This window comes from Pseudoalteromonas sp. T1lg75 (assembly GCF_002964705.1).
Taxonomy (GTDB): domain Bacteria; phylum Pseudomonadota; class Gammaproteobacteria; order Enterobacterales; family Alteromonadaceae; genus Pseudoalteromonas.
The window spans coordinates 1-21,472 of record NZ_PQCD01000017.1; the positions used below are offsets into that span (position 1 = coordinate 1).

General features: G+C 49.9%; 21 protein-coding genes, 1 tRNA gene and 1 pseudogene. 12 read left to right on the top strand and 11 right to left on the bottom strand.

Annotation, left to right across the window (positions count from 1 at the left end; translation table 11 throughout):
- Positions 1-1,035: 1,035 nt before the first annotated feature.
- The 3 genes from C2M36_RS04420 to C2M36_RS04430 all read right to left on the bottom strand — a co-directional run bounded on the left by C2M36_RS04420 (position 1,036) and on the right by C2M36_RS04430 (position 3,575).
- Positions 1,036-1,551: a hypothetical protein gene (locus C2M36_RS04420; RefSeq protein ID WP_105253878.1), complete on the bottom strand. Its 516-nt coding sequence runs from the start codon at positions 1,549-1,551 to the stop codon at positions 1,036-1,038.
- 92 nt (positions 1,552-1,643) lie between these two features.
- Complete coding sequence (locus tag C2M36_RS04425; RefSeq protein ID WP_105253879.1) at positions 1,644-3,029, bottom strand: class II fumarate hydratase; 1,386 nt, start codon at positions 3,027-3,029, stop codon at positions 1,644-1,646.
- A gap of 72 nt (positions 3,030-3,101) precedes the next feature.
- A complete protein-coding gene (locus C2M36_RS04430) occupies positions 3,102-3,575 on the bottom strand; it encodes a Dps family protein (protein WP_105253880.1) in 474 nt (157 codons plus the stop codon).
- A 284-nt stretch (positions 3,576-3,859) separates the two neighbouring features.
- Between C2M36_RS04430 and C2M36_RS04435 the strand changes: the two genes are divergently transcribed.
- The gene (locus C2M36_RS04435) at positions 3,860-4,057 is read left to right on the top strand and encodes a hypothetical protein (protein WP_105189514.1); all 198 of its coding nucleotides are present in this window, start codon (positions 3,860-3,862) and stop codon (positions 4,055-4,057) included.
- Here C2M36_RS04435 and C2M36_RS04440 read toward each other — a convergent pair.
- The 4 genes from C2M36_RS04440 to C2M36_RS04455 form a co-directional block, all read right to left on the bottom strand.
- Entirely contained in the window at positions 4,054-4,653 is a 600-nt protein-coding gene (locus tag C2M36_RS04440) for a PGAP1-like alpha/beta domain-containing protein (protein WP_105253881.1), read from the bottom strand. The genes C2M36_RS04435 and C2M36_RS04440 overlap by 4 nt on opposite strands.
- A gap of 63 nt (positions 4,654-4,716) precedes the next feature.
- Positions 4,717-5,262 carry a YaeQ family protein gene (locus C2M36_RS04445; RefSeq protein ID WP_105253882.1) on the bottom strand — a complete coding sequence of 182 codons (546 nt, stop codon included), beginning with the start codon at positions 5,260-5,262 and terminating at the stop codon, positions 4,717-4,719.
- Between the two features lie 107 nt (positions 5,263-5,369).
- Complete coding sequence (gene hmpA, locus C2M36_RS04450) at positions 5,370-6,551, bottom strand: NO-inducible flavohemoprotein (protein WP_105253883.1); 1,182 nt, start codon at positions 6,549-6,551, stop codon at positions 5,370-5,372.
- Positions 6,552-6,783: 232 nt separating this feature from the next.
- A complete protein-coding gene (locus C2M36_RS04455) occupies positions 6,784-7,056 on the bottom strand; it encodes a hypothetical protein (protein WP_105253884.1) in 273 nt (90 codons plus the stop codon).
- Positions 7,057-7,230: 174 nt separating this feature from the next.
- Between C2M36_RS04455 and norR the strand changes: the two genes are divergently transcribed.
- The 4 genes from norR (at position 7,231) to C2M36_RS04475 (ending at position 11,836) form a co-directional block, all read left to right on the top strand.
- On the top strand, positions 7,231-8,832 hold the full coding sequence (norR, locus tag C2M36_RS04460; RefSeq protein WP_105253885.1) for a nitric oxide reductase transcriptional regulator NorR: 1,602 nt from the start codon (positions 7,231-7,233) through the stop codon (positions 8,830-8,832).
- 172 nt (positions 8,833-9,004) lie between these two features.
- Complete coding sequence (gene ylqF / locus C2M36_RS04465; RefSeq protein ID WP_105253886.1) at positions 9,005-9,958, top strand: ribosome biogenesis GTPase YlqF; 954 nt, start codon at positions 9,005-9,007, stop codon at positions 9,956-9,958.
- Between the two features lie 425 nt (positions 9,959-10,383).
- Positions 10,384-11,166 (top strand): VOC family protein, encoded by a 783-nt coding sequence (locus tag C2M36_RS04470; RefSeq protein ID WP_105253887.1) that lies wholly within the window; start codon positions 10,384-10,386, stop codon positions 11,164-11,166.
- A 4-nt stretch (positions 11,167-11,170) separates the two neighbouring features.
- Positions 11,171-11,836: an SDR family oxidoreductase gene (locus C2M36_RS04475; RefSeq protein WP_105253888.1), complete on the top strand. Its 666-nt coding sequence runs from the start codon at positions 11,171-11,173 to the stop codon at positions 11,834-11,836.
- Here C2M36_RS04475 and C2M36_RS04480 read toward each other — a convergent pair.
- Together C2M36_RS04480 and C2M36_RS04485 are read right to left on the bottom strand one after the other, a co-directional pair.
- A complete protein-coding gene (locus tag C2M36_RS04480) occupies positions 11,825-13,573 on the bottom strand; it encodes a M48 family metallopeptidase (protein ID WP_105253889.1) in 1,749 nt (582 codons plus the stop codon). The two genes, C2M36_RS04475 and C2M36_RS04480, sit on opposite strands and share 12 nt — an antisense overlap.
- 122 nt (positions 13,574-13,695) lie before the next feature.
- Complete coding sequence (locus tag C2M36_RS04485) at positions 13,696-14,283, bottom strand: LemA family protein (protein WP_105253890.1); 588 nt, start codon at positions 14,281-14,283, stop codon at positions 13,696-13,698.
- 118 nt (positions 14,284-14,401) lie between these two features.
- Between C2M36_RS04485 and C2M36_RS04490 the strand changes: the two genes are divergently transcribed.
- The 3 genes and pseudogenes from C2M36_RS04490 to C2M36_RS04500 all read left to right on the top strand — a co-directional run bounded on the left by C2M36_RS04490 (position 14,402) and on the right by C2M36_RS04500 (position 17,681).
- Complete coding sequence (locus tag C2M36_RS04490; RefSeq protein ID WP_105253895.1) at positions 14,402-14,755, top strand: hypothetical protein; 354 nt, start codon at positions 14,402-14,404, stop codon at positions 14,753-14,755.
- Positions 14,748-17,079: pseudogene (locus C2M36_RS04495) on the top strand (fatty acid cis/trans isomerase). The gene C2M36_RS04490 and the pseudogene C2M36_RS04495 overlap by 8 nt, the downstream one beginning before the upstream one ends.
- A gap of 98 nt (positions 17,080-17,177) precedes the next feature.
- On the top strand, positions 17,178-17,681 hold the full coding sequence (locus tag C2M36_RS04500) for a hypothetical protein (protein ID WP_105253891.1): 504 nt from the start codon (positions 17,178-17,180) through the stop codon (positions 17,679-17,681).
- A 55-nt stretch (positions 17,682-17,736) separates the two neighbouring features.
- Here C2M36_RS04500 and C2M36_RS04505 read toward each other — a convergent pair whose 3' ends face one another.
- Positions 17,737-18,375, bottom strand: a complete 639-nt coding sequence (locus C2M36_RS04505; protein WP_105253892.1) for a peroxiredoxin-like family protein — start codon at positions 18,373-18,375, stop codon at positions 17,737-17,739.
- Positions 18,376-18,495: 120 nt separating this feature from the next.
- Between C2M36_RS04505 and C2M36_RS04510 the strand changes: the two genes are divergently transcribed.
- On the top strand, positions 18,496-19,116 hold the full coding sequence (locus C2M36_RS04510) for a dUTP diphosphatase (protein ID WP_105253896.1): 621 nt from the start codon (positions 18,496-18,498) through the stop codon (positions 19,114-19,116).
- A gap of 6 nt (positions 19,117-19,122) precedes the next feature.
- Here C2M36_RS04510 and yrfG read toward each other — a convergent pair whose 3' ends face one another.
- On the bottom strand, positions 19,123-19,776 hold the full coding sequence (gene yrfG, locus C2M36_RS04515; RefSeq protein ID WP_105253893.1) for a GMP/IMP nucleotidase: 654 nt from the start codon (positions 19,774-19,776) through the stop codon (positions 19,123-19,125).
- A 62-nt stretch (positions 19,777-19,838) separates the two neighbouring features.
- Between yrfG and nudE the strand changes: the two genes are divergently transcribed.
- The 3 genes from nudE to C2M36_RS04530 all read left to right on the top strand — a co-directional run bounded on the left by nudE (position 19,839) and on the right by C2M36_RS04530 (position 21,472).
- Positions 19,839-20,390, top strand: a complete 552-nt coding sequence (nudE, locus tag C2M36_RS04520) for an ADP compounds hydrolase NudE (protein ID WP_105253897.1) — start codon at positions 19,839-19,841, stop codon at positions 20,388-20,390.
- Positions 20,391-20,424: 34 nt separating this feature from the next.
- Entirely contained in the window at positions 20,425-21,228 is an 804-nt protein-coding gene (gene cysQ, locus C2M36_RS04525) for a 3'(2'),5'-bisphosphate nucleotidase CysQ (RefSeq protein WP_105253894.1), read from the top strand.
- A gap of 167 nt (positions 21,229-21,395) precedes the next feature.
- A tRNA-Met gene (locus C2M36_RS04530) sits at positions 21,396-21,472 on the top strand.

A 21,472-nucleotide genomic window follows, 5' to 3' on the forward strand; every position in this document is an offset into this window, starting at 1 on the left:
CCCCATGCCGAACTCAGAAGTGAAACGAAACAGCGTCGATGATAGTGTGGCATTTGCCATGTGAAAGTAGAACATCGTCAGGGCCTTATTCAGAGAAACCCGTTGCAGCAATGCAGCGGGTTTTTTGCGTTCAGGACCCACCAGACTGGAAGGCCAGCCCCGCCCATGCCGAACTCAGAAGTGAAACGGAACTGCCGGAAGGCCGGCCCCGGCCGATGATAGTGTGGCATTTGCCATGTGAAAGTAGAACATCGTCAGGGCCTTATTTAAAGAAACCCGTTGCAGCAATGCTGCGGGTTTTTTGCTTTTTAGCGTTTAGGTTTTGACAAATCGATGCAACGCTGTTTATAACCAAGCTATAACACTCGAATAGCCGAGCCTTATTGTTATATAAGAGGTGGCGCGCTTAAGAGTGGTTTCAACTATACGTCCCTGTAGCTTGGTTACCTCGGTCGTCCATGACCTCACCTCAGTAAGCTGCGAAGCTGTGCTCCGGTCTTACTTCGCCTAATTAAAGAAACCCGTTGCAGCAATGCAGCGGTTTTTTTTGCTTTCTGGCGTTTACTTTTTTTATTCTAATAGAATTGGTCGCCATAATGCAGCGGCTTTTCTGTGTTTGTAGGTCGGCCTTATCGTCAATATGCCCCTGTATTGCTCTACTACCGTCCTTCTTGACGGCAAACTCCGACTTAAAAAACTCCCACAGCTATCTCTAGGCGAGGCTTTAGCCTTGCAAAATCAAGATATAAAAAAACCGCTTGGATTAGGCTGGCTTTTCTTGGTATTAAGGGAGTGAACTTGTTAGGCTATTAGGGATGATTAGAGAATAGTGTCGAGGTTGTTGTGATAGCACTAGGTGCATATTTGTTGGTGTTTGCACTATTTGGGGTGGCTGCCACTTATTTTGCTAAGTTTCTTTACTTTCAGTGGCGTCACCAAGAAATGCGGCCCCGATATATTATCAGAGCCTTACTTTGTCTCTTGGCGATTATTGTACTGTCTTTGCTGCTCAGCTTATTCGGATACTGATCGCAGTTAGTACACCGAGGAAGATGAGCCCTGAATTCTAACGCACTGGGATTGTTGGCATTGGGTTGATGGGCGCATTAGGTGTTCACATATGCTGACCGCGCCTGTCTTTAGGTTAAACTGACGCTCTTGCACCGTGATTTCCTCTGCCAAGGCTTTGACCTGCTCTGCATCGGCGGTTTTGGTTGAGAACACCACATATTCATTTGCACCACCGCAAGCCCTGCTGCCAACCGCAACCACTTGGCATTGTTGACTCGTATCACATGTTTTATCTGCGGTAAGCTCATGGATCCGTCTGTAACCTTGAGCAATGGATTCATTGGTGGCGGTGATATTCGGGTTTTCTACACGTACGCCTTGATCGGCGACGACCAGCTGTTTAGGCGTCGGCTTAAGCTGAGTTTTCGGCTGTTGTGCCTGTGTTGTCTCACTCGCAGCAACGGCCTGTGTTTCCTGTTGGCTATTGCTATTGCAGGCACTTAACGCCAACACTGCGGCGGCTATCAATGTTAATCGCATAATGTTCTTATTTTACGGTTGATGATGATTACCATAATACTGACATTTCAGCGGCACGCAAATGCCGCTATTTTCGTTCCTAAACTGGCTTTTTAGTTTTGAATACCACCCTGGGTGAGCTTTCGAGGATCCAGCAAGGTGATCAAATCTTCATAGGGAATATCCGTTTCTGCTGCGGCAACATCGAGTATGGCGCGCTTTTCTGCATACGCCTTTTTAGCGATTTGCGCTGCCTTTTCATAGCCGATAAGTGGGTTGAGGACGGTCACCAAAATGGGATTTTTAGCCAATGAGCGCTCGAGGCTCTCTTCATTCACTTTAAAGCTGGCGATGGCCTTATCGGCAAGCGCTATGCTGCTATTGCTAAGCAGTTCGATACTCTGCAAAACGTTATAGGCTATTACCGGTAGCATCACATTGAGCTCGAAGTTACCGGATTGACCCGCCACCGTGATGGTAGTGTCATTACCTATCACTTGAGCCGCGGCCATGGTGGTGGCTTCCGGGATCACAGGGTTAACCTTGCCGGGCATAATCGATGAGCCCGGTTGTAACGCTTCGAGTTCTATTTCAGCAAGACCCCCGAGCGGACCCGAGTTCATCCAACGTAAGTCATTGGCAATCTTCATCAGGGCCACGGCGGCGGTTTTCAGTTGCCCGGAAACGGCCACCACGCTGTCTTGGGTAGCAATATGGAAGAAGGGATTCTCTCCAGCTTTGAAGCTCACCCCGGTTTGTTTGGTCATTTCTTTAGCAAAGTGTGCCGCGAAGTCGGGATCGGCGTTAATACCTGTGCCGACAGCCGTGCCTCCTTGAGCAAGCTGTAACAGTGCGGCAGCACTTTCACCTATATGGGCTCTGGCGGCGACAATTTGCGCGTGCCAGGCAGACATGCTTTGTGCAAAGGTGATGGGCATGGCATCCATAAGATGGGTGCGTCCGGTTTTAACCTGTTCACCGACTTGTTCTATCTTGGCCGCAATCACAGCTTCCAAGTGAGTCAACGCAGGCAGAAGCTCTTGCTCGATGGCGATGGCACTGCTGACGTGGATGGCCGTTGGGATCACATCGTTTGAGCTTTGCCCCATATTCACATGATCATTGGGGTGCACCTTGGTACCGAGCAGGGCTGTAGCACGGGTGGCAATCACCTCATTGGCATTCATATTGGTGCTGGTGCCCGAGCCGGTCTGGAATACATCCACGGGAAAGTGCTCCAGGTGCTCACCCGCGATGATTTCGCTGCAGGCCTTAGCAATTGCCGAGCTGGTTTTGGCATCCAAATAACCGAGCTGGTGATTAACCTTGGCCGCGGCACGCTTGATATGTGCTAGCGCGGTGATAAAGCGGCTCGGCATGGTCAGCGAGCTGATCTTAAAATTATTCACGGCGCGCTGTGTTTGTGCTTGATACAGTGCGTCGGCGGGGACTTTGAGTTCACCCATGCTATCGTGTTCGCTGCGGTAAGTGAGGTCCATGCTCTGCTCCTGGAGGCTGGTAAGGGGCTGTGGAAGAAAGCTAGGCGGCGTGCCGCCTAGCGTAGAAGGATATTAATCAAGATAGGCTTTAAGCATCCACACCAGCTTTTCCTGTTCTTTGATGTAATCGCTCATTAATGCCGCCGTGCCTTCATCTTCATTATCGCTGGCATCGACAAGAATGTTACGCTGCATCTTGATCAGGGTGGTGTAGCCATCCAGTAAGTTTTGCACCGCTTGGCCACCGTCACTGATGTTTTTAGCCTCGTTGATCTGGCTCAGCTCGATATAATCTGTAAACGCATGCAGTGGCTCACCACCAAGGGTAAGAATGCGCTCGGCGATTTCATCGACCTTCTCTAATAATAGGTTGTAGATTTCTTCAAATTTGACGTGCAGTTCGAAAAAGTCGCGGCCTTTTATATTCCAATGAAAGCCTCGGGCGTTCATGTATTGGATTTGATAGCAGCTGAGTAAACGGTTGAGCTCATCGATGATAGTTTCTGTTTCTTGAGTATCCAATCCAATAGCATTTACTTGCGACATAGCTGTCTCCTTTGCGTTTAGAAGTTGTACTTCAGTATGGCGTAAAGCCTCTTAATAACAAGCGGATAAAATCGATTTAAGCAATCACATAAAATGATTTGCATGCGCTTGTAGCTAATGACATGGGCATGATTTGTGCCAAAAACAAGGTCGCAATGGTGAAATATTGATCTATCGCAAAAGCGATTTCGGTGCTTAAAAAAGCCGCGGTGAAAATTGATTTAGCGCAATATTTGTATGCACTGGGGGGTCATAATCTGAGCATCGACATAGGAGATGTGGTTATGAATAAATCGAAAAAAGCAGAAATCACCGTTTGTGTTATTGCCGTACTCACCTTTGTAATTGGTTTAGTGGGCCACCTTGCCGGAGCCAGCTACGCAAATTCCGATGCCTTTGGCATGATTGCCGCACCGATCCCGCTAGTGGTGGGAATTATCGCTGTAATTGCGTATAAGATTGCCGCAGCAGCCGAGAATTAATCTTCTCGCAGTTGCTCGAGAATATAGGTAACAACCTTACGGGAGTAAATCAAGCTGGTGTGGCTAAGGTGAAATACCTTGTGCTGCGCCATGCCATTGAGCTTGGTTTCATCCACCTTGACCGTGCCATCGCAGGGGTGTCCTTGTTCGAACAGGGGTAACAGGCCGAGAGGGAGATCGCCGGCAATGCTATAAAGCTTGGCGTTAAAGGGCCAGTCCTGGTTTTCACTGGCCAGATATTCCAGGCTGTTTTTTAACAGTGCCTGCATGCCCTTTTGCTGCATATGATGGACTATCTTGGCACCCTTATGGGGTGTACCTAAGGTGAATACTTTTTTTACCTGCTGTACTTGGGGGAAACCCTGGCTGAGATAACGTCGGGCGATCAGGCCTCCCAGAGAATGGCAGACAAAGGCGCAATCTTGATCGCCCATAAAGTCGTTGATACGGGCGAAGATCTCGTCGGTATTTGGATCTAAGGTGTTGTAAGACAGGTTGAGTATCTCATAGCCGTGTTTTTTCAGTCGCGCGCACAGCGGTCGCATAACAAAGCCCGACATATACAAGCCATGTAAAACTACTACCTTAGTGATCATACAAATCCTTACCCACGTCTCGACCTAGACGATGACGCTTGTCTTGTCCCAGTTTTTGGCAATTTAGCCCTGACCCTGCAGCCAGGTCAAGGTAATTTGCAGTGTTTGCTCCTGGTTGCTAACCCATACCTCGGCGTCTTCAATGCTAATGGTCAGGTCGATGCTGCGTGAGGCCATCGCTGCTAGCTGTTGCGTTTCGTCATAGCTTAAGCTGACAACGCGGAGGTTTTTAAACTGGCTTAACTTCTGCTGGTTCTTCTGCCACCAAATGTCCTGGTTGTTTTCCCCATAGGCATAAAGCACCACCTCTTTGGCACGGGTGCAGGCCTTTTTCAAACGCTTTTCATCCGGTAGACCAAGATCGATCCACAGGCTAATGCTGTCATCCATCTCTCGTTGCCATAATTCCGGCTCGTCTTCAGCGCACAGGCCCTTGGTAAACTGCAGCTCTTCATTGGCGTGTAAGGCAAAAGCTAACAGACGGATCATAAGTCGTTGCTCGGTTTCCGAGGGATGTTGGGCAACGGTTAAAGGGTATTCTTGATAATGGTGGCGATTCATATCACTGATATTCAGACGCGCTTTAATTATGGTGGCCTTTAATGCCATAACAACTACTTCCTGGGCGAGCAAAGCGGGCAGTATACACGTTCGCGTGGTGATTTGCTCTGCCCGTGTGGGGGCTGCCAGGCGCTTACCCGGCAGCCAAAAACGAGTTATAGAGTGGCGTGAGGACCAAATACCTCGTAATGAATGCGGTCATCACGCACACCCAGTCGTAGTAATTTTTCTTTGGCAAATTGCATAAAGGCGATGGGGCCGCATAAATAATAGTCACCCTCGGCAAGAGGCAGTTCAACTTGGGTAAAGTCGATAAGCCCACCAAAGGTGCGCTGGCTATCTCCTTGCTCTTGATTGTACCAAGTATAGTGATGCCAACCATGTTGCTCACATAGGTGGGCGGTATGCTCTGCAAAAGAGTGTTGAGCCCTGTTTTCACAGGCGTGAATATAGGTAACCGAGTGCTCATACTGGTTCTGTGCCAAGGTGTCGAGCATGGCCTGCATGGGGGTAATGCCCACACCGGCAGAAATCAGAACGACGGGCCGCTGCTTATCAATAAAAAAGAAGTCACCGGTCGGTGCGTGCAAGTCAACTAGGTCGCCAACCTTGAGTGTGTTATGCAGATAGTTGGAAACAATTCCCAGCTTGACGTTTTCTTCGCGCTTCACTGAGATGCGATAGTCTTGCCCGTTTGCTTTAGTCGAAAGCGAATATTGTCGGATTTCGGTGTGTTCAGAGGTATCGGGTTGCAATTCAATGGCAACGTACTGACCGGGACGGTAATCCATGACGGGCAGGCAGTCTACTGGTTTGAAGGTGAAACTGGTCACCAACTCAGACTCCTCGGTCTTTTCAGTCAGTTGAAATGCTCGCTTGCCTCGCCAGCCGCCGACCGACGATTCTCTTTGTGAATATAATTGCTCTTCTCTAGAGATAAAGATATTGGCTAGTATGCCGTATGCCTTGCCCCAGGCCTGCTCGACGCCTTGGGTAAAGTGGTGGCTGAGTAACTCGCGCATAGTTTCAATAAGGTGATGACCGACAATATTATAATCATCGGCTTTAATATTAAAACTAACATGCTTATTAGCGATACGCTCAATGGCGTTAGCGAGTACCGCTGGATTATCTAGATTCTTGGCATACGCTACGATGGCTTCAAACAGCGCCACCCTTTGACGTCCTGTATGTTGATTGCTTAGGTTAAAAATATCTTTAAGTTCGGGGTTGTGGGAAAACATGCGAGTGTAAAAATGGTCGGTAACCGCAGTGCCCGCCTGTTCAATTAATGGGATGGTTGATTGCACTGTTTTAATGTCTTGAATAGATAACATCTTAACTCCAGAAGTTATGGCTGTGGCCGCTAAATGTGCTGACCAGGAATGTAAATACACAGAATATAAAGTACGCAGCCCTGTGGGCAGGCCCAGGCAGCGATACCTTTAGTTATTACCTAGATGCCTGGCATAGCCGAAACGCAACCTGGCGCTTTGCCACTGTCTCTACAAGGGCATTTGGCTATACTCATAGCAGGGCTTTTGATCCTTTTAATTCATATGCGAGCAGTTACTTAACGCTGTAACCGAGTCCGTGCAAACCAACGCAACGCACGACATAACCCACCTTAAAAAAGGCTGCGAAGACTATGGTTGCGATATGAGCACTTACCTGTGCTGGGATAGAAAAGTAATGATTAAATTTATAGGTGATCAGTAAACACAAAGCGGTTGTCATAAATGACATCACCATGGCCCAATTACCGCCAATAACACACCATTGGAAACCACGCTGTTGATTATCCAGCTGCTGAGCGCCGGTGAGTAAAAAATTTGAATACATCTCAACTCCACACTATGAACAAGTAGGCATGGTTATATAGACAAAACTCATGCCATTTTTTAATCAATTGAAATTAAAGGATAAGTTACTTATAAAACAACAGGTGTGTGTCATAATGACTTAAGTGGTAATGTGTCTTTATGACTCGATATTGTCTTTATGATTTGGTGAAGTATGAATAACCCGACCGATAACCAGTTACTTGAGCTGTCGCTGGAGCTAGCGCAAAGCGTGTCGAGCAACTTACGCTTCGATGGACTACTAACGGCGATCCGCAAATTCATTACCTGTGATGCCATTGTGTTACTGGTTTTGAAAGGGGAATACTTACAGCCTCTAGCCTTGCAGGGGTTAAGCCGAGATACCATGGGGCGGCAATTTATTATCGCCGAGCACCCCAGGTTTTTGGCCGTGTGCCAATCCACAAAAGCAGTGCGTTTTGCGGCCAACTCAGAGCTACCCGATCCTTATGATGGGTTGGTATTAGCCACGGATGGGGACTTGCCCATTCATGCCTGCATGGGGGTGCCCCTGTATTTTGAGCAACAGCTTATCGGTGTGCTGACATTAGATAGTTTAACGCCTGAGGTGTTTGAATCCTTGTCACAGAGGACGCTGTCGTTGATTACTTCAATGGCATCGATCAGTCTTCATACGGCCCTGACTCTGGATTTATTGGAGGCCAATGTTAAGCATTCGAAAGAAGTGATGCGAGCGCTAAATGAACCCAGTGATTTGGGCCAGCAATCTTGCTTGGTCGGCCAAAGCGCCGCGATGGAAAAACTTAAGAACGAGATTGCCCTAGTTGCGCCATCAAATTATTCGATTTTGATACAAGGGGAAAGTGGCACGGGCAAGGAGCTGGTGGCACACAGCATTCATCAACATTCAAGTCGGTGTGATGAAGCCATTATTCACGTGAATTGTGCGGCGTTGCCGGAAAATCTAATAGAAAGTGAATTGTTTGGTCATGCCAAGGGAGCGTTTACCGGAGCGGCACAAAAACGTGCCGGCAAGTTTCTTATTGCTAATGGAGGCACCATATTTTTGGATGAAGTGGGTGAGTTGCCATTGGCGGTGCAAAGCAAATTGCTGCGGGTGCTGCAAAGCAATGAAATTCAGCCCTTGGGCTATGATAGCACCGTTCAGGTAGATGTTCGTGTGATTGCCGCAACTAACAGGGACTTAAAAGCGGAAGTCGAACAGGGTCACTTTCGCGCCGATCTTTACCACAGATTAAATGTGTATCCATTAACTGTTCCGCCGCTCCGGGACAGAGAAGGAGATATGGAACTCCTAGCGGGATTCTTTATTGAGCGTATCAAACGTAAGCTGGGTGTAAATCAATTAAAGGTTGCAGCCCAGTTAATGGAGAGACTTGAGCATTACACTTGGCCCGGCAATGTGCGCGAGTTGGAACATTTGCTTAGCAGAGCCGCACTCAAAGCATGCGCAAAATTCTCTATCCAAGAGCGTCATCGCCAAATTGTGACTCTGACTGTTTCCGATTGTGATGAATTAACCCCAAATACAGAGGATGCAGACGAAAGCCAAATAGTGCCACAGCAGCAGGTGCCAGAAGAGCAGAGTCGGGCAATCCCGCCGCTAAACTTAAGGGCTGCGGTAGACGATTATCAAAAGGCCTTGATCAAGCAGACATTGCATCAGTATCAAGGAAACTGGAGTCAGGCGGCGAAACACCTTGGTGTGGATCGCGCTAATTTGGTGCGCTTATCTAAGCGTTTGGGCATACGCCTTGAAAAGGTGGTGTGGTAAAGCATTCAGTGACGACTAGCGACGCAGTGTAACAAGGGTAATTCGCGTAAGGAGAGGAAATGAAAGCGGGAGTCTGTGGTATAGTTGCTAGTAAGAAAGCGAGTTTTAGTTTGCAACGCCGCAAGGCCCTGGCTAAAAGCAAGCATAAAGATTAAAAGGTTATATTTATCAAATGAGTAGAGCAGGAATTCAATGGTTTCCGGGCCATATGAACAAGGCGCGCAATGAAATAAAAGAAATCATGCCGCAGATGGATGTGATTATTGAAGTGCTGGACGCGCGTATTCCCTATAGCAGCGAAAACCCTATGGTAGGCGCGCTGCGCGGCGATAAACCGGTGATCAAGATCCTCAATAAGGCAGACCTGGCCGACCCGCAGATGACCACGCAATGGCTTAATTATCTCGAGCAGGAAAGTGGCGTGAAGGCGCTGCCCTTGGAGCATGACAAGGCCGCGCAGGTGGGCAAAATTGTTGAGCTTTGCAAAAAGCTGGTGCCTCACAAGGTGGGTGCCGATAAACAAATTAAAGCCATGATCATGGGCATTCCTAATGTTGGTAAGTCGACCTTGATTAATACCCTGGCGGGGCGCATCGTCGCTAAAACCGGTAATGAACCGGCGGTGACCAAGGCGCAGCAGCGGATCAAAATTGATGAGGGCATCATGCTTTATGATACCCCGGGAATGCTTTGGCCTAAGGTTGAGAATGAAAACTCCGGCTATCGTTTAGCGGCCACGGGTGCCATTCGTGATACCGCCATCGACTATGAAGAAGTGGCCAGCTACACCGCCGAGTATTTGCTGCAAGCCTACCCGCAACTGCTGATTGATCGCTACAAGGTTGACCCCTTACCCGAGCATGATTATGACTTTATGCTGGCGGCGGGTAAAAACCGGGGCTGTATTCGTGGTGGTAACCAAGTAGACCTGCATAAGTTTTCAGAAATCTTGATTAACGAGCTGCGCGATGCAGTGCTTGGCCGAGTGAGCATGGAAACGCCCGAGATGCGTGAGCGCGAAGAGCTGATGGTGGCCGAATTACGCGCCGCCGCCGAGGCCAAGAAGGCGGCCAAGGAAGAAGAAAAACGCCAGCGTCGCGCCCGGGCCCGTAAAAACCGCCGTTAATCTGCGGGTATTAAATTACAGACATAAAAAAAGCCCGCAAGGGCTTTTTTGTTTTCATATCTACCGTCACCGATATGAGCAATGTAGCAAGTAAAATGTAGTGCGGTTGATGGAATCGCCTTATCAAGGGGCGTTGAATTGGCTGCCATCAACCTGTGCCTTACGGGCGCTAAACGTGTTTCAGGGTCGTGAAACAAATCTTCAGTAACAAGCGGGTTTTAATTTGCCCCCTTATTGAGATTGATTATCAATTAGATTTACGTGTTAGTCAACACCTAATGCAAATAATTCTCAATTGAGTTTCATGGTCTGTTTATGTTTAACTGGTTTAAGGTTAGTGTGTAACAGTCGGGAATTAGAATTATTGCTCCATGCCTTGGCCGATTGCGCTATGGTTATAAAAACAATAAACGGGATGAACTAGTATGAGTCGTGATAACTATCCTCAAGGACACTTTTGCTGGGTGGAACTGTGCTCCACCGATTGGCAAAAAGGCAAAGCCTTTTACAGTGACTTTTTCTCTTGGTCGGCAGTCGATCAACCCATAGGAGAAGGCGTGTACTACACCATGCTGCAAAAGCAGCAAGAGGATATTGCCGCCATGTATCAGATGCCCGCCGATCAGCAGGCGCAGGGGGTGCCCAGTTACTGGTTAAGTTATATTGCCGTGGACGATGTCGACAGCAAGACCGCCGCCGCCAAAGAATTAGGGGCCAGCATAGTGCATGGTCCTCACGAAGTGTCCGGTGCCGGAAAAATGGTGTTGCTGTGCGATCCTGGCGGTGCCATGGTCGCGCTCTGGCAGGGCAAAGGCCATAAGGGCTCGCAACGCAAGAATGAAACCAACACCCCGTGTTGGTTTGAACTGGCCACCCGAGATATGCGTGCCAGCGCCGAGTTTTATCAGCAACTGGTCGGCTGGCATACCGAGTTGCGGCCAATGGACGGCATGGAATACACGGTTCTTAGTGTCGATGGCGAGGAAATAGGTGGCATGTTGGCGATGAACGAACAATGGCCGGACGACATTCCGTCTCACTGGATGGTGTATTTTCAAGTCGATAATTGCGATGAACAGGTTGAGCAGGCGAAAACTCTCGGCGCTGAGATCTGCGTTCAGCCCATAGATATCCCTGATGTCGGCCGCTTTAGCGTGATTAACGACCCTCAAGGTGCCGTTTTTTCAATTATTCAACTTCAAGGGTAAGGCAATGACACAACATGTGGTGATTACCGGTGCCAATCGTGGCATCGGCCTGGAGTTGGCCAAGCAGTATGTGAGTGCCGGCGCCGAGGTGACGGCTCTAGTGCGCCAAAGCAGCGATGAACTTGATGCATTAGGTGTCAATGTGATCTCTGGTATCGATGTTTGCGAACCCGAACAGGTGCGTGATTTGGCAGTCAAGCTCGACAACAAGCCCATCGATATTCTGATTAACAACGCCGGGGTGTTACACAACGAAACCTTGGCCGAGATGGACTTTGCGGCGATAGAGCAGCAGTTTGCCGTCAACGCCCTGGCGCCTTTACGCGTGACCCATGCCTTGCAGCATTTATTGCCCGCCGGCGCCAAGGTGGCGATGATCACCTCGCGCATGGGCTCCATTGCCGACAATGGCTCCGGAGGGTATATAGGTTATCGTATGTCTAAGGCGGCTTTAAACGCCGCTGCCGTGAGCCTGGCCCATGAATTGAAACCGCGCGCCGTGGCGGTCGGTTTATTCCATCCCGGTTTTGTACAAACCCGTATGGTCGGCTTTGCCGGTGATGTCAGCCCCGAAGTGGCGGCACAACGCATTGGGCAGCGTATTGCCGAGCTGGACTTGGCCAATACCGGTGGCTTTTGGCACGCCAATGGCGAGCGCTTACCCTGGTAAGTGGCTCACCACCTCACTGTCCACATTTAAGCAGGCGGCAAGGGTATACAGTGTTACCTGTTCCGCCTCATTAATTTCGCCATCGTGACTAATGCAGAGCTGACAGGCTTGAATAAGAACCTGCTTTTTCGCCTGCGGCAAGGTTTTCACTATGCTTAAGGCGCGTTGTAAACGGGTGACCTGACATTGCGCATCGCCGTAATAGCGCATGGGCAACTGCAAGGCTTCAGAGGCCGCATTCAATGCCGTGGCCTGTTGTTTCTCATCACAGTGTCCAAAGCTGGCAAGAGCGTTAAGCAGTTGCTCGCAGGCTGTTCCTATAAGTTCTTTATTTAGTCGTCCTATGGTACCGCTATTGGCTTCGCTCAAGGCATGAACACTGAGCTCATAGAAGGACCAGGCATGAAGATCCAAACTGCCATCTACGACGACAATATTTTTTAGCTTGGTTAAAAACTCTCGCTGGCTATGTTGCGGCAAACAACGCAGTGCTCCTATGGCGACTTCCAACAGCATCAGCTTCTTACTCATGCCAAGCCCAGCCAAAGAGTTTTCCGCCTGGTCGAATTTAAAGGCGTCGACATAGGGCAAGGCGACAATCTGGCGCAGTTGCGTTTGCCGTTGTTGCCAGTCTTGATGCAGGCAGAGCATCATCACCAGCCACTGGGCATCCACGGGCTCATGGGCCAGGTAACCCAGGTTGGCATCAATGCCTTCAAGTTTTATTTGGTTTTCGCTATTGCGCTGGTGTCGCGCTACCTGCAACTGGCTTTGCTCATGCGCCGCCATCATGGCGCCATGTACCGTCGTATGAGCATGGCTCCGGGGGCGTTTGCTAAGTACGCCATCCCAACTCGGGTCGAGTGCCTGGATGCGTTTGCTTAGAGGCGGATGGGTGCTTAACCAGGACAGCCAGGGACTGAGTGCATCGGAAAAGAACAAGTGGCTATATAAATGCGCATTGTTTTGCCTCAGGGTGTTTTTGCGTGGGCTTTCGGCTATTACCAATAAGGCCTGCGCCAGATCGTAGGGGGCGCGGGTGAGTTCGGCGGCTCCGGCATCGGCGAGGTATTCCCGCTGGCGACAGACAAGGGCCTTAATGGCGTCGCCGAGCTGAGTTCCTAGCCAGCCAAACAGGGTGAGTATCAGGCCAACAAGGGCGCCAAAGCCAGCACCATCGCCTTTTTGGCCGTGAGGACGAGAGGCATTCATGGCGCCATGGATAAGATTTTCCCCGGCTTGGCCGATAAAGGTGATGCCAAAGAGCAGGGCCGTCATACGCACATTAAGGCGCACATCGCCGTGGCGAATATGACTGAATTCATGGGCCACTACCGCCTGTAATTGCTCACGATTCAGTTGTTGCAAGGCTCCCTGAGTCACGGCGATCACACTGTCGTGTCTATGGTAACCGGCGGCAAAGGCATTAATGCTAGGTTGATGTGTAAGTACATAGACGCCCGGAACCGGCATCCGCGCGGCGATGGCGACCTCTTCAACCACATTGAGCAACAGGCGGTGGAGTGGGTCGTAACTGTTGCTTTGCACCTGCTCGCCACCGAGTTGTCGAGCAATAACATGACCGCCTTGGCGCAATTGAAAATACTTGTACAGCACAGCTATCATGATCACGCTGGCAATGCTCACCGCGAGGCCCAGGTGAAAACCGTAAACACGTCGGCTTTTATCGGGACCTTGATAGAAGTAGGTATGTGGGTCTGTGTTATAAAACTCCATTACCCAAAGGACGGGGAAATGGATAAGTGCAATCAATGCGCTTACAGCTATAACAAACAGGGTAACCAGCAGCCAGGTTTTACGCCTAGCCTGGCGCTGGTGTTCGAAGAAGTTCTGCACGGCTAGTTAAAGGATACTTTTGGTGCCTGACGTTGTGTTTGTGGGTCTTCCAATTGCAACAGTGGCGCGTCGATACCATGACCCGTCATTTTTGCGACCAGCACGGGTGGGAAGCTTTGTTTAAAGCTGTTGTATTGCATCACCGCGTCGTTATAGGCCTGACGGGCAAAAGCGATGCGGTTTTCGGTGCTGGTAAGCTCTTCGCTTAGGTTAGCCATGGTGCTGTCGGCCTTGAGGTCGGGGTAATCCTCGACGCTAATTTGCAAGGCGCCGAGGGCGCTGCTGAGGGCGCCTTCACTGGCCGCCAGCTGTGATAGCTTAGTGGCATCGATATTACCTTGATGCAAGGCTTGCAGGGCACTGACAGCTTGGTTACGGGCGGCGGTAACCGCTTTTAACGTGGTGTTTTCATGGTCCAGATAGGCCTGCGCCGTGGCAACCAGGTTCGGCACCAGGTCATGGCGGCGGTGGAGCTGCACATCGATCTGCGCAAAGGCGTTTTGAAACTCGTTCTTATACTGCACTAGATTGTTGAAGATCATGACCACGGCGATGGCGACAACAACCAGTATGATTAATAGTACTGTCATGTGCGTTTTCCTCCCTAATTACTTGGTTAATATACCCTATCTGGTTACAAAAGCAGCCAAAACAATGACTTTTTTTGCTATGATGAGGGCAGATTATCGACTTTTTTCGGGGTTTTCCGTGGAATTATCGCAAGGCGCAGTACTTAGCCTCCCTTTGTTTGTACTCAATGACTCTCTTTATGCTCGTGATATGAATGAGCCCGACTTACTGTTAGAAGTGACGCTGGACGAAGAGCTACTGGCGCATTTATGCCAAAATCCCAGTGCGGAGCAATCGGTGAGCCTGCAGCTCAGCACTTACGAGCTACGTCCCCGGGCGCAGCCCTTGTTGTCTTGCGAGCATCAGGCCATGTTGATCCTGAGCCGAGGGCCGTTATTGGCGGCGGTATTGGAGTGCAGCGATGGGCAAAGTTATGTGTCGCCGCAGTTGGAAATGATGCCGACCTTTGATCTCGGTGATGACGATGAATAAATTGGCGTGGATGTTGTTCCTGGTTTTTTGTACCGGTTGCGCCGTATTTGGCGCTCAGAAGTACGATAGCCTCTACGGTCAACAGCAGGTAGAAAACCGTCAGCATCCCGCCTCCATCGAGCAACAGGACTTCTTCGCGCAAGAGGTAAAACCCGTGCTCGATAACCGCTGTGTGGTGTGTCACGGCTGTTATGATGCGCCCTGTCAGCTTAAGTTATCCTCGCCCGAGGGCATAGAGCGCGGCACCTCAAAAGACTTGGTGTACGATGGCACCCGGTTATTGGCATCCGAGCCAAGTCGCTTATTTATCGATGCCCACACCACGGCACAGTGGCGCGAAAAGGGTTTTAACCCGGTGCTCAATGAACGTCAGCAAAATCCCCATGCCAACTTGATGGCCAGCGTGATGTATCACTCTCTGGCTTTGAAGCAACAACATCCTTTGCCTCAGGATGCCATTCTTGGCGAACAGTTTGACTTTAGCCTGGACAGGGAGCAGAGCTGTCCAACCATCGAAGAATTTGAAGACTATGCCAAGGATAACCCGCTAGCGGGTATGCCATATGGCTTACCGGCATTAAGTAACGCGGAGATGGCAACCTTAACGAGCTGGTTGCAGCAAGGTGCTCCCTTAGCCGAAGAAGCGCCACTGAGTACTGAGTTGCAGGCCGAGGTTGATAAATGGGAGACGTTTCTTAATCAGGACGACCTCAAACATCGTTTGAGTGCCCGTTATATTTATGAGCACTGGTATCTGGCCAATATCTTTTTTGCCGATGTGGAGCGCGGGCAATTCTTTAAGCTGGTCCGCTCCAGCACACCGCCGGGAGCAGCTATCAAGGTGATTGCCACTCGTCGCCCCTATGAAGATCCCCAAGTTGAGCGTGTTTACTATCGTCTGCGCCCGTCACACGCCACGGTACTGGCTAAAACCAATATTCCGCTGCCGCTGAACGATGACAAATTAGCGCGCCTGCAACAGCAGTTTATCGACACCGATTACCAGGTAACTCGCTTGCCCGGTTACAGCATAGAGGTGGCCTCTAACCCCTTTAAGGCCTTTGCCGCTATACCGGTGCGCTCTCGTTACCAGTTTATGCTGGATGAGGCTGAGTTGATTATTCGCGGCTTTATTCAAGGACCTGTGTGCCGCGGCCAAATCGCACTTAACGTGATCAATGACCAGTTTTGGGTGGCCTTCGTCGACCCGCAATTTATCGGCGCCGAGCAATTCGAGCAATTTTTAATGCGCCACGAGGATGCCCTGGATATGCCGGCGCAGGAGCAAAGTAATGCGCTGCCAATCTCGAGTTGGGTAAAATATGCGGCCAAACAAAGCGAGTTTCTAGAAGCCAAGGCGGCATTGGCAAACGAGGTGTTTGCCGACGGTCAGCATTTAACCGCCGATATTCTCTGGCAGGGTGAAGGCCATAATGACAATGCCGCATTGACCATTTTCCGTCACTTTAACAGCGCCACAGTGGTTAAAGGTTGGGTGGGGGAGGCGCCGAAAACGGCCTGGGTCCTCGATTATTCTTTATTTGAGCGGATTCACTACCTGCTGGTGGCCGGGTTTGATGTCTACGGCAATGTCGGTCATCAGTTGATCACCCGCCTTTATATGGACTTTTTGCGCATGGAAGGGGAAGACAACTTCCTGTCCTTGCTGCCCGCAGAGGAACGCGCTAAGTTGCGCGCGCACTGGTATCGTCGCTCCCCGAAAAACCTGGTTGAGTTCCTTAAAGACCCGGATATTCGGTTTTACCCAACCGACCGGGATAAGCTACCACAGCGATGACCTGCAGCAGGAGCTCTATAACAAGCTTGCGGCCAAGCTTGAGCCCGTGATGAGCAAGCGTTATGACTACCGTCAGGCACCGGAGCTGTTGCAGCGCCTTAATGACCTCGATAGTAAAGCGGTGAATCTGTTGCCTCAGGTCAGCTATATTTTGGTGGGCGATCAGGCGTCTGATTATCAGGCTTATACCCTGGTGCATCATAATGCCCATTACAATATCAGCAGCCTGTTGCGCGAAGAGGCGCAACGCGCCTATAACGAGGATAAAGCTCTGGTGGTTCCGGGCTTTATTGGTGACTATCCGGAAGCTCTGTGGGTGCTCAGCGAAGCGCAGTTGCCGGACTTTGTGCAAGGTTTAGAGCAGGTGCGCACCGAGCAACAGTACCAAGCCCTGAAAAGCCGGTTTGCGGTGCGTCGCAGCGATCCAGATTTTTGGCGTTATAGCGATCTGCTCCATCGGGTTGCAAAGCGCTATCGCGGTATCGAATATGGTTTGTTCGATTATAACCGTCTGGAAAACCGCTAAGCGAGTGACATAAAACTGTAACAATTTAACAACACTTGTTTACTTGTGTCCGTTTTGGCAAAATTACACGGCTCGTGCCTATTAGAAAGAGAATAACAATGCACTATTGGTCTATATTTTTACTTATTGTCGCCACGGCATTTACCGCCCAGGCGAATGAAAAGAAGTTGAACAAGTGTATTAGCCCCGCGGGTAAGGTGACCTATACCACGGAGCGTTGTCCGGCGGGATATCGCACCCAGGTGATGCGTGAGCAGATGTCGCTGATGCAGTTCGCGCAAAAAGCGCGTAACGCACCGGACGTAGGCCCTAAAGAAGCGGATGAAACTGATCTGGCTTTTTATTTGCGTACTAACTTTGCCCATACAGACTGGGTTGAGAACATTCACCGCAGTTATCTAGAGCAGGGTAATGCCGTGGTAGTGGTTGATACCTACCGTTTGCACAAACTTGAAGGCATCTGCCAGGCCACTCAGCAATGGATTACAGAGCATCCTCATCCTATTTTCAATCTTCAGGATATGCGCTTTGAATTTACCAGCGGTGCCCCTTTTGCGTCCCGTTACGTGACCCAAGGGGTCTGTGACTACCGCTTAAGATAGCAGCAGAAAAAGGAGCCCAGGCTCCTTTTTTTATACCAATTCACTTAAATTGGTATTACTGCACAGCATCCGCCGCGGCTAACAAGAGTTGCTCGCTTAGGCGCACCTTGTAGTTAGGGTTGGCATATTGAAAGTGCACTCGCGCGTCGGTATCGAGTACAAAAACCGCCGGCACAGGCAAGGCCACTTTTTGCTCCCCGTCCAGAGTCACAAAGTTCACGCCAAGTTTATTGCGATACGCCTTGGCCACCTCATCATCGAGATAAAAAGCCAGGCCCAGTGCTTGCGTCAGTTTCAGCTGGTCGTCAGAGAGGAGTTGATAGTTTGCCGAACTTATCGTGCTTTGTTGCAGCTTCTCTGGGCTATCCGGAGACACGGCGATAATTTGAAAGCCCTTGTCGATAAGCTCTTGCTCAATCTTTTTTATATTGGCCAGCTGCTGCGAGCAGTAAGGGCACCAGCCGCCACGATACACAACTAATATCGTCGGCTTTTGCTCTAGCAGGGTGTGCAGGCTGACTTCCTTGTTATCGGCACTTTTAAGCGACACTTGGGGCAGAACCAATCCGGGTAGGATGGGGCTGACGTTGGCCGGGGAGTCACTGATATTGGTGATGATGGCGCCTTGCGCCAGATTGCCCCCGAGCGCCACGGCCAAGGTGAGGGAAAGAGTCAGTAGGGTGTTTTTTAACATGATATCTCGTGCGAATCAGATTAGTGATAATCCATTAGAACGGGGAATTGGCTAATCCCTTTCACTCTCTTTGCAGTTAACGGTATGATAGGTTTATTAACCGCGAATGTGAGAGATAAAATGTCGAGTGCTGCAAAAAAAATAGCCGTTATGTTGGAAATGCAACATGCCATGAATACCAAGGTGCATGAACAATGGTTTGACCAAGGTTTCGAATGGTATCGAGCAATCTGGGTTGAGTGTGCGGAAATGCTCGATCATTACGGTTGGAAGTGGTGGAAAAAGCAAACGCCCGACACCGAACAAGTGATTTTAGAGCTGGTGGATATTTTTCACTTTGGCCTAAGCCTGCGTATTGATGGTGAAACCTCTTTCACCGATTTGGCCGCCGCGCTCGAGCAGGAAATGGCCAAGGTGCATAGCGAAGCCGATTTTAAAGCCACTTTAGAAGTCTTGGCCGCCAGTGCGGTGAATGACAAAGCCTTTAATGCCGCGGCATTTGCCGGCTGTATGCAGCAAATTGGTATGAATATCGATGACCTTTACCGTGGTTATGTGGGTAAAAACACCCTTAACTTTTTCCGCCAGGATCATGGTTATAAGGATGGCACCTATATCAAGGTGTGGCATGGTCAGGAAGACAACGAGCACCTGGTCGAAGTGGTAAAAAGCCTGGATACCGAAAACCCAGACTTTGCCCACCTGGTTTATCAGGGCTTACAACAACGCTACCCGGCGTAAGTAACCCTAGATGGGTAAAATATCCCGATAGTCGGTGATATTTTCATATCCGGCTAGCTGGCGACTTGGTTGCTTGCTATCCGGGTTGGCCACCGCCAACAGGTGGCCGATGCCGAAGCGTTTGGCCGAGGCCAGCACAGCCGCACTGTCGTCCACAAACAAGGTGCGTTCCTTGTCGAATCTTAAATCCTCTTGCACCTGCTGCCACAGCCTCTGCTCTTCCTTGCTCACACCATAATCATGGGTTGAGATAAGTTGATCTAAGTACTTATCGAGCTTGGTCATCTCCACCTTCAGGCTTAAACTGTCACGATGAGCATTGGTGAGCAGAATCAATTCCTTACCCGCCGCTTTTAAGGCCTTGAGAAACACAATAGCGTCATCACGAATGGAGATAAGGTGTTGTATCTCGCGCTTTAGCTCCATGATCGGCAACTGTAACTCTTGTTGCCAATAATCCAGGCAATACCACTGCAACTGCCCCTGCACCTCTTCATAGCGCTGGGCCATGATATCGTGGGCTTCGGCGAGACTTATTTGATGGCGTCGAGCATAGGCCTGGGGGATCAGTTCCAGCCAAAAATGATTATCAAAATGCAGATCCAGCAAGGTGCCATCCATATCCAAAAGCACGGTGTCTATATTGGCCCAATTTGGCATAGGCTTTTCCTATTAAAACAATTATGATGAGCATTAAAGGTGATAATAACAAAGTCGCGGCAATGGCAAAGAAAAAGCATCCTACTCCTCCACAAATTCTCGACACACAAGTGGTCGCTCAAAGCCGCTTGTTTACCGTCGAGACCTTAGATTTACGATTTTCCAACGGTGAGCAGCGTCAGTATGAACGCATTCGTGGTGGCGGCAGAGGAGCCGTGTTAATTGTGCCAGTCACCGAAAACGATGAATTGATCCTGGTGCGCGAGTATTGTGCCGGCACCAATGACTATCAGTTAGGCTTCCCCAAAGGTTTGATCGATCCCGGCGAGAGTCCGGAGCAGGCGGCCGTTCGTGAGCTGAAAGAGGAAGTGGGATTTGGCGCACACAGCTTGAAGGCCTTGAAGCAGGTGTCACTAGCGCCCAGCTATTTTAATGCGCACATGCATATTATTGCCGCCACCGATCTCTATCCAGAGCGTTTGCCCGGTGATGAACCTGAGCCCTTAGAGGTGGTTTACTGGCCAACATCCCAATGGCAACAGCTTTTGGCGGAACCAGATTTTACCGAAGCGCGAAGCGTCGCTGCTTTGCTATTATTAGTGAAGGCGTCTTAGCCGGTCTTGGGGTGAGTAGACAAAGGGGGTAAGGTTGCAACAATTCTTAGAGCCATGCATTGAGTTGGCTGAACAAGCAGGTTTGGCAATTATGGCGATTTATCGTCAGCCGGATATTGGTAAGCAAGTAAAAGCCGATGATACACCGGTCACTAAGGCCGATCTCGCGGCAAACGCGGTATTGGTTGCCGGTTTGCAAGAATTAGCAAGCGACATCCCGATTATGTCGGAAGAAACCCCTATTCCCCCCTTGTCGGATAGAAAGCATTGGCCTCGCTATTGGCTATTGGATCCCATGGATGGCACCGGTGAGTTTATTCTTGAAAGCGGTGACTTCGCCGTCAATATTGCCCTGGTTGAAAATAACCGCCCGGTTTTGGGGGTGATCCATTGGCCGGCGAAAAACATCACTTATTACGCCGCCTACCAACATGGTGCATTTAAAAAGAGTGCAAAAGGCATAGAGCGAATTAGCGTCGCTCAGCCCGACGGGTTAACTCTGGCAGTGAGTCGAAGACAAAAACTCGAAGCGGTCAGCCAATATCTCAATACCACATTTGATACCGTTCCCTTAGGCTCCTGCTCCTTAAAGGCCTGTATCGTCGCCGAAGGCAAGGCCGATTGCTTTATGCGCATTGGTCCGACGGGTGAGTGGGATACCGGCGCCTCGCAGGTGATAGTGGAGGAGGCCGGCGGCAGTATTACCGATGCCGAATTCAATCCACTGACCTATAATCAAAGGGAGTCGACCGAAAACCCCGACTTTATTGTCATGGGTCACCCCGATTGGGAATGGCAAAAGATGATAAGCCCGCACCAACGCTCGCATCACAACTAGTTCTGGTGGAAAAATCAGCATCTAGTTGCGATCTTGGCATTTAAACTTGCATTTTTACTCTTTTGCTATATTATGGCGCTCTCGCTGGCTAGGGGACACTCCTAAATACCAGCGATAGAAGCTAAATCGGTCTGTGTTTGACACGGTTGAGTTTCGAAATTTACAGGCGCGGGATGGAGCAGCCTGGTAGCTCGTCGGGCTCATAACCCGAAGGTCGTCGGTTCAAATCCGGCTCCCGCAACCA

Bases quoted from the DNA above. Each gene is read 5' to 3' on its own strand.
- C2M36_RS04420 (WP_105253878.1), bottom strand. From the start codon at position 1,551: ATGCGATTAACATTGATAGCCGCCGCAGTGTTGGCGTTAAGTGCCTGC.
- C2M36_RS04425 (WP_105253879.1), bottom strand. From the start codon at position 3,029: ATGGACCTCACTTACCGCAGCGAACACGATAGCATGGGTGAACTCAAA.
- C2M36_RS04430 (WP_105253880.1), bottom strand. From the start codon at position 3,575: ATGTCGCAAGTAAATGCTATTGGATTGGATACTCAAGAAACAGAAACT.
- C2M36_RS04435 (WP_105189514.1), top strand. From the start codon at position 3,860: ATGAATAAATCGAAAAAAGCAGAAATCACCGTTTGTGTTATTGCCGTA.
- C2M36_RS04440 (WP_105253881.1), bottom strand. From the start codon at position 4,653: ATGATCACTAAGGTAGTAGTTTTACATGGCTTGTATATGTCGGGCTTT.
- C2M36_RS04445 (WP_105253882.1), bottom strand. From the start codon at position 5,262: ATGGCATTAAAGGCCACCATAATTAAAGCGCGTCTGAATATCAGTGAT.
- hmpA (WP_105253883.1), bottom strand. From the start codon at position 6,551: ATGTTATCTATTCAAGACATTAAAACAGTGCAATCAACCATCCCATTA.
- C2M36_RS04455 (WP_105253884.1), bottom strand. From the start codon at position 7,056: ATGTATTCAAATTTTTTACTCACCGGCGCTCAGCAGCTGGATAATCAA.
- norR (WP_105253885.1), top strand. From the start codon at position 7,231: ATGAATAACCCGACCGATAACCAGTTACTTGAGCTGTCGCTGGAGCTA.
- ylqF (WP_105253886.1), top strand. From the start codon at position 9,005: ATGAGTAGAGCAGGAATTCAATGGTTTCCGGGCCATATGAACAAGGCG.
- C2M36_RS04470 (WP_105253887.1), top strand. From the start codon at position 10,384: ATGAGTCGTGATAACTATCCTCAAGGACACTTTTGCTGGGTGGAACTG.
- C2M36_RS04475 (WP_105253888.1), top strand. From the start codon at position 11,171: ATGACACAACATGTGGTGATTACCGGTGCCAATCGTGGCATCGGCCTG.
- C2M36_RS04480 (WP_105253889.1), bottom strand. From the start codon at position 13,573: ATGGAGTTTTATAACACAGACCCACATACCTACTTCTATCAAGGTCCC.
- C2M36_RS04485 (WP_105253890.1), bottom strand. From the start codon at position 14,283: ATGACAGTACTATTAATCATACTGGTTGTTGTCGCCATCGCCGTGGTC.
- C2M36_RS04500 (WP_105253891.1), top strand. From the start codon at position 17,178: ATGCACTATTGGTCTATATTTTTACTTATTGTCGCCACGGCATTTACC.
- C2M36_RS04505 (WP_105253892.1), bottom strand. From the start codon at position 18,375: ATGTTAAAAAACACCCTACTGACTCTTTCCCTCACCTTGGCCGTGGCG.
- C2M36_RS04510 (WP_105253896.1), top strand. From the start codon at position 18,496: ATGTCGAGTGCTGCAAAAAAAATAGCCGTTATGTTGGAAATGCAACAT.
- yrfG (WP_105253893.1), bottom strand. From the start codon at position 19,776: ATGCCAAATTGGGCCAATATAGACACCGTGCTTTTGGATATGGATGGC.
- nudE (WP_105253897.1), top strand. From the start codon at position 19,839: ATGGCAAAGAAAAAGCATCCTACTCCTCCACAAATTCTCGACACACAA.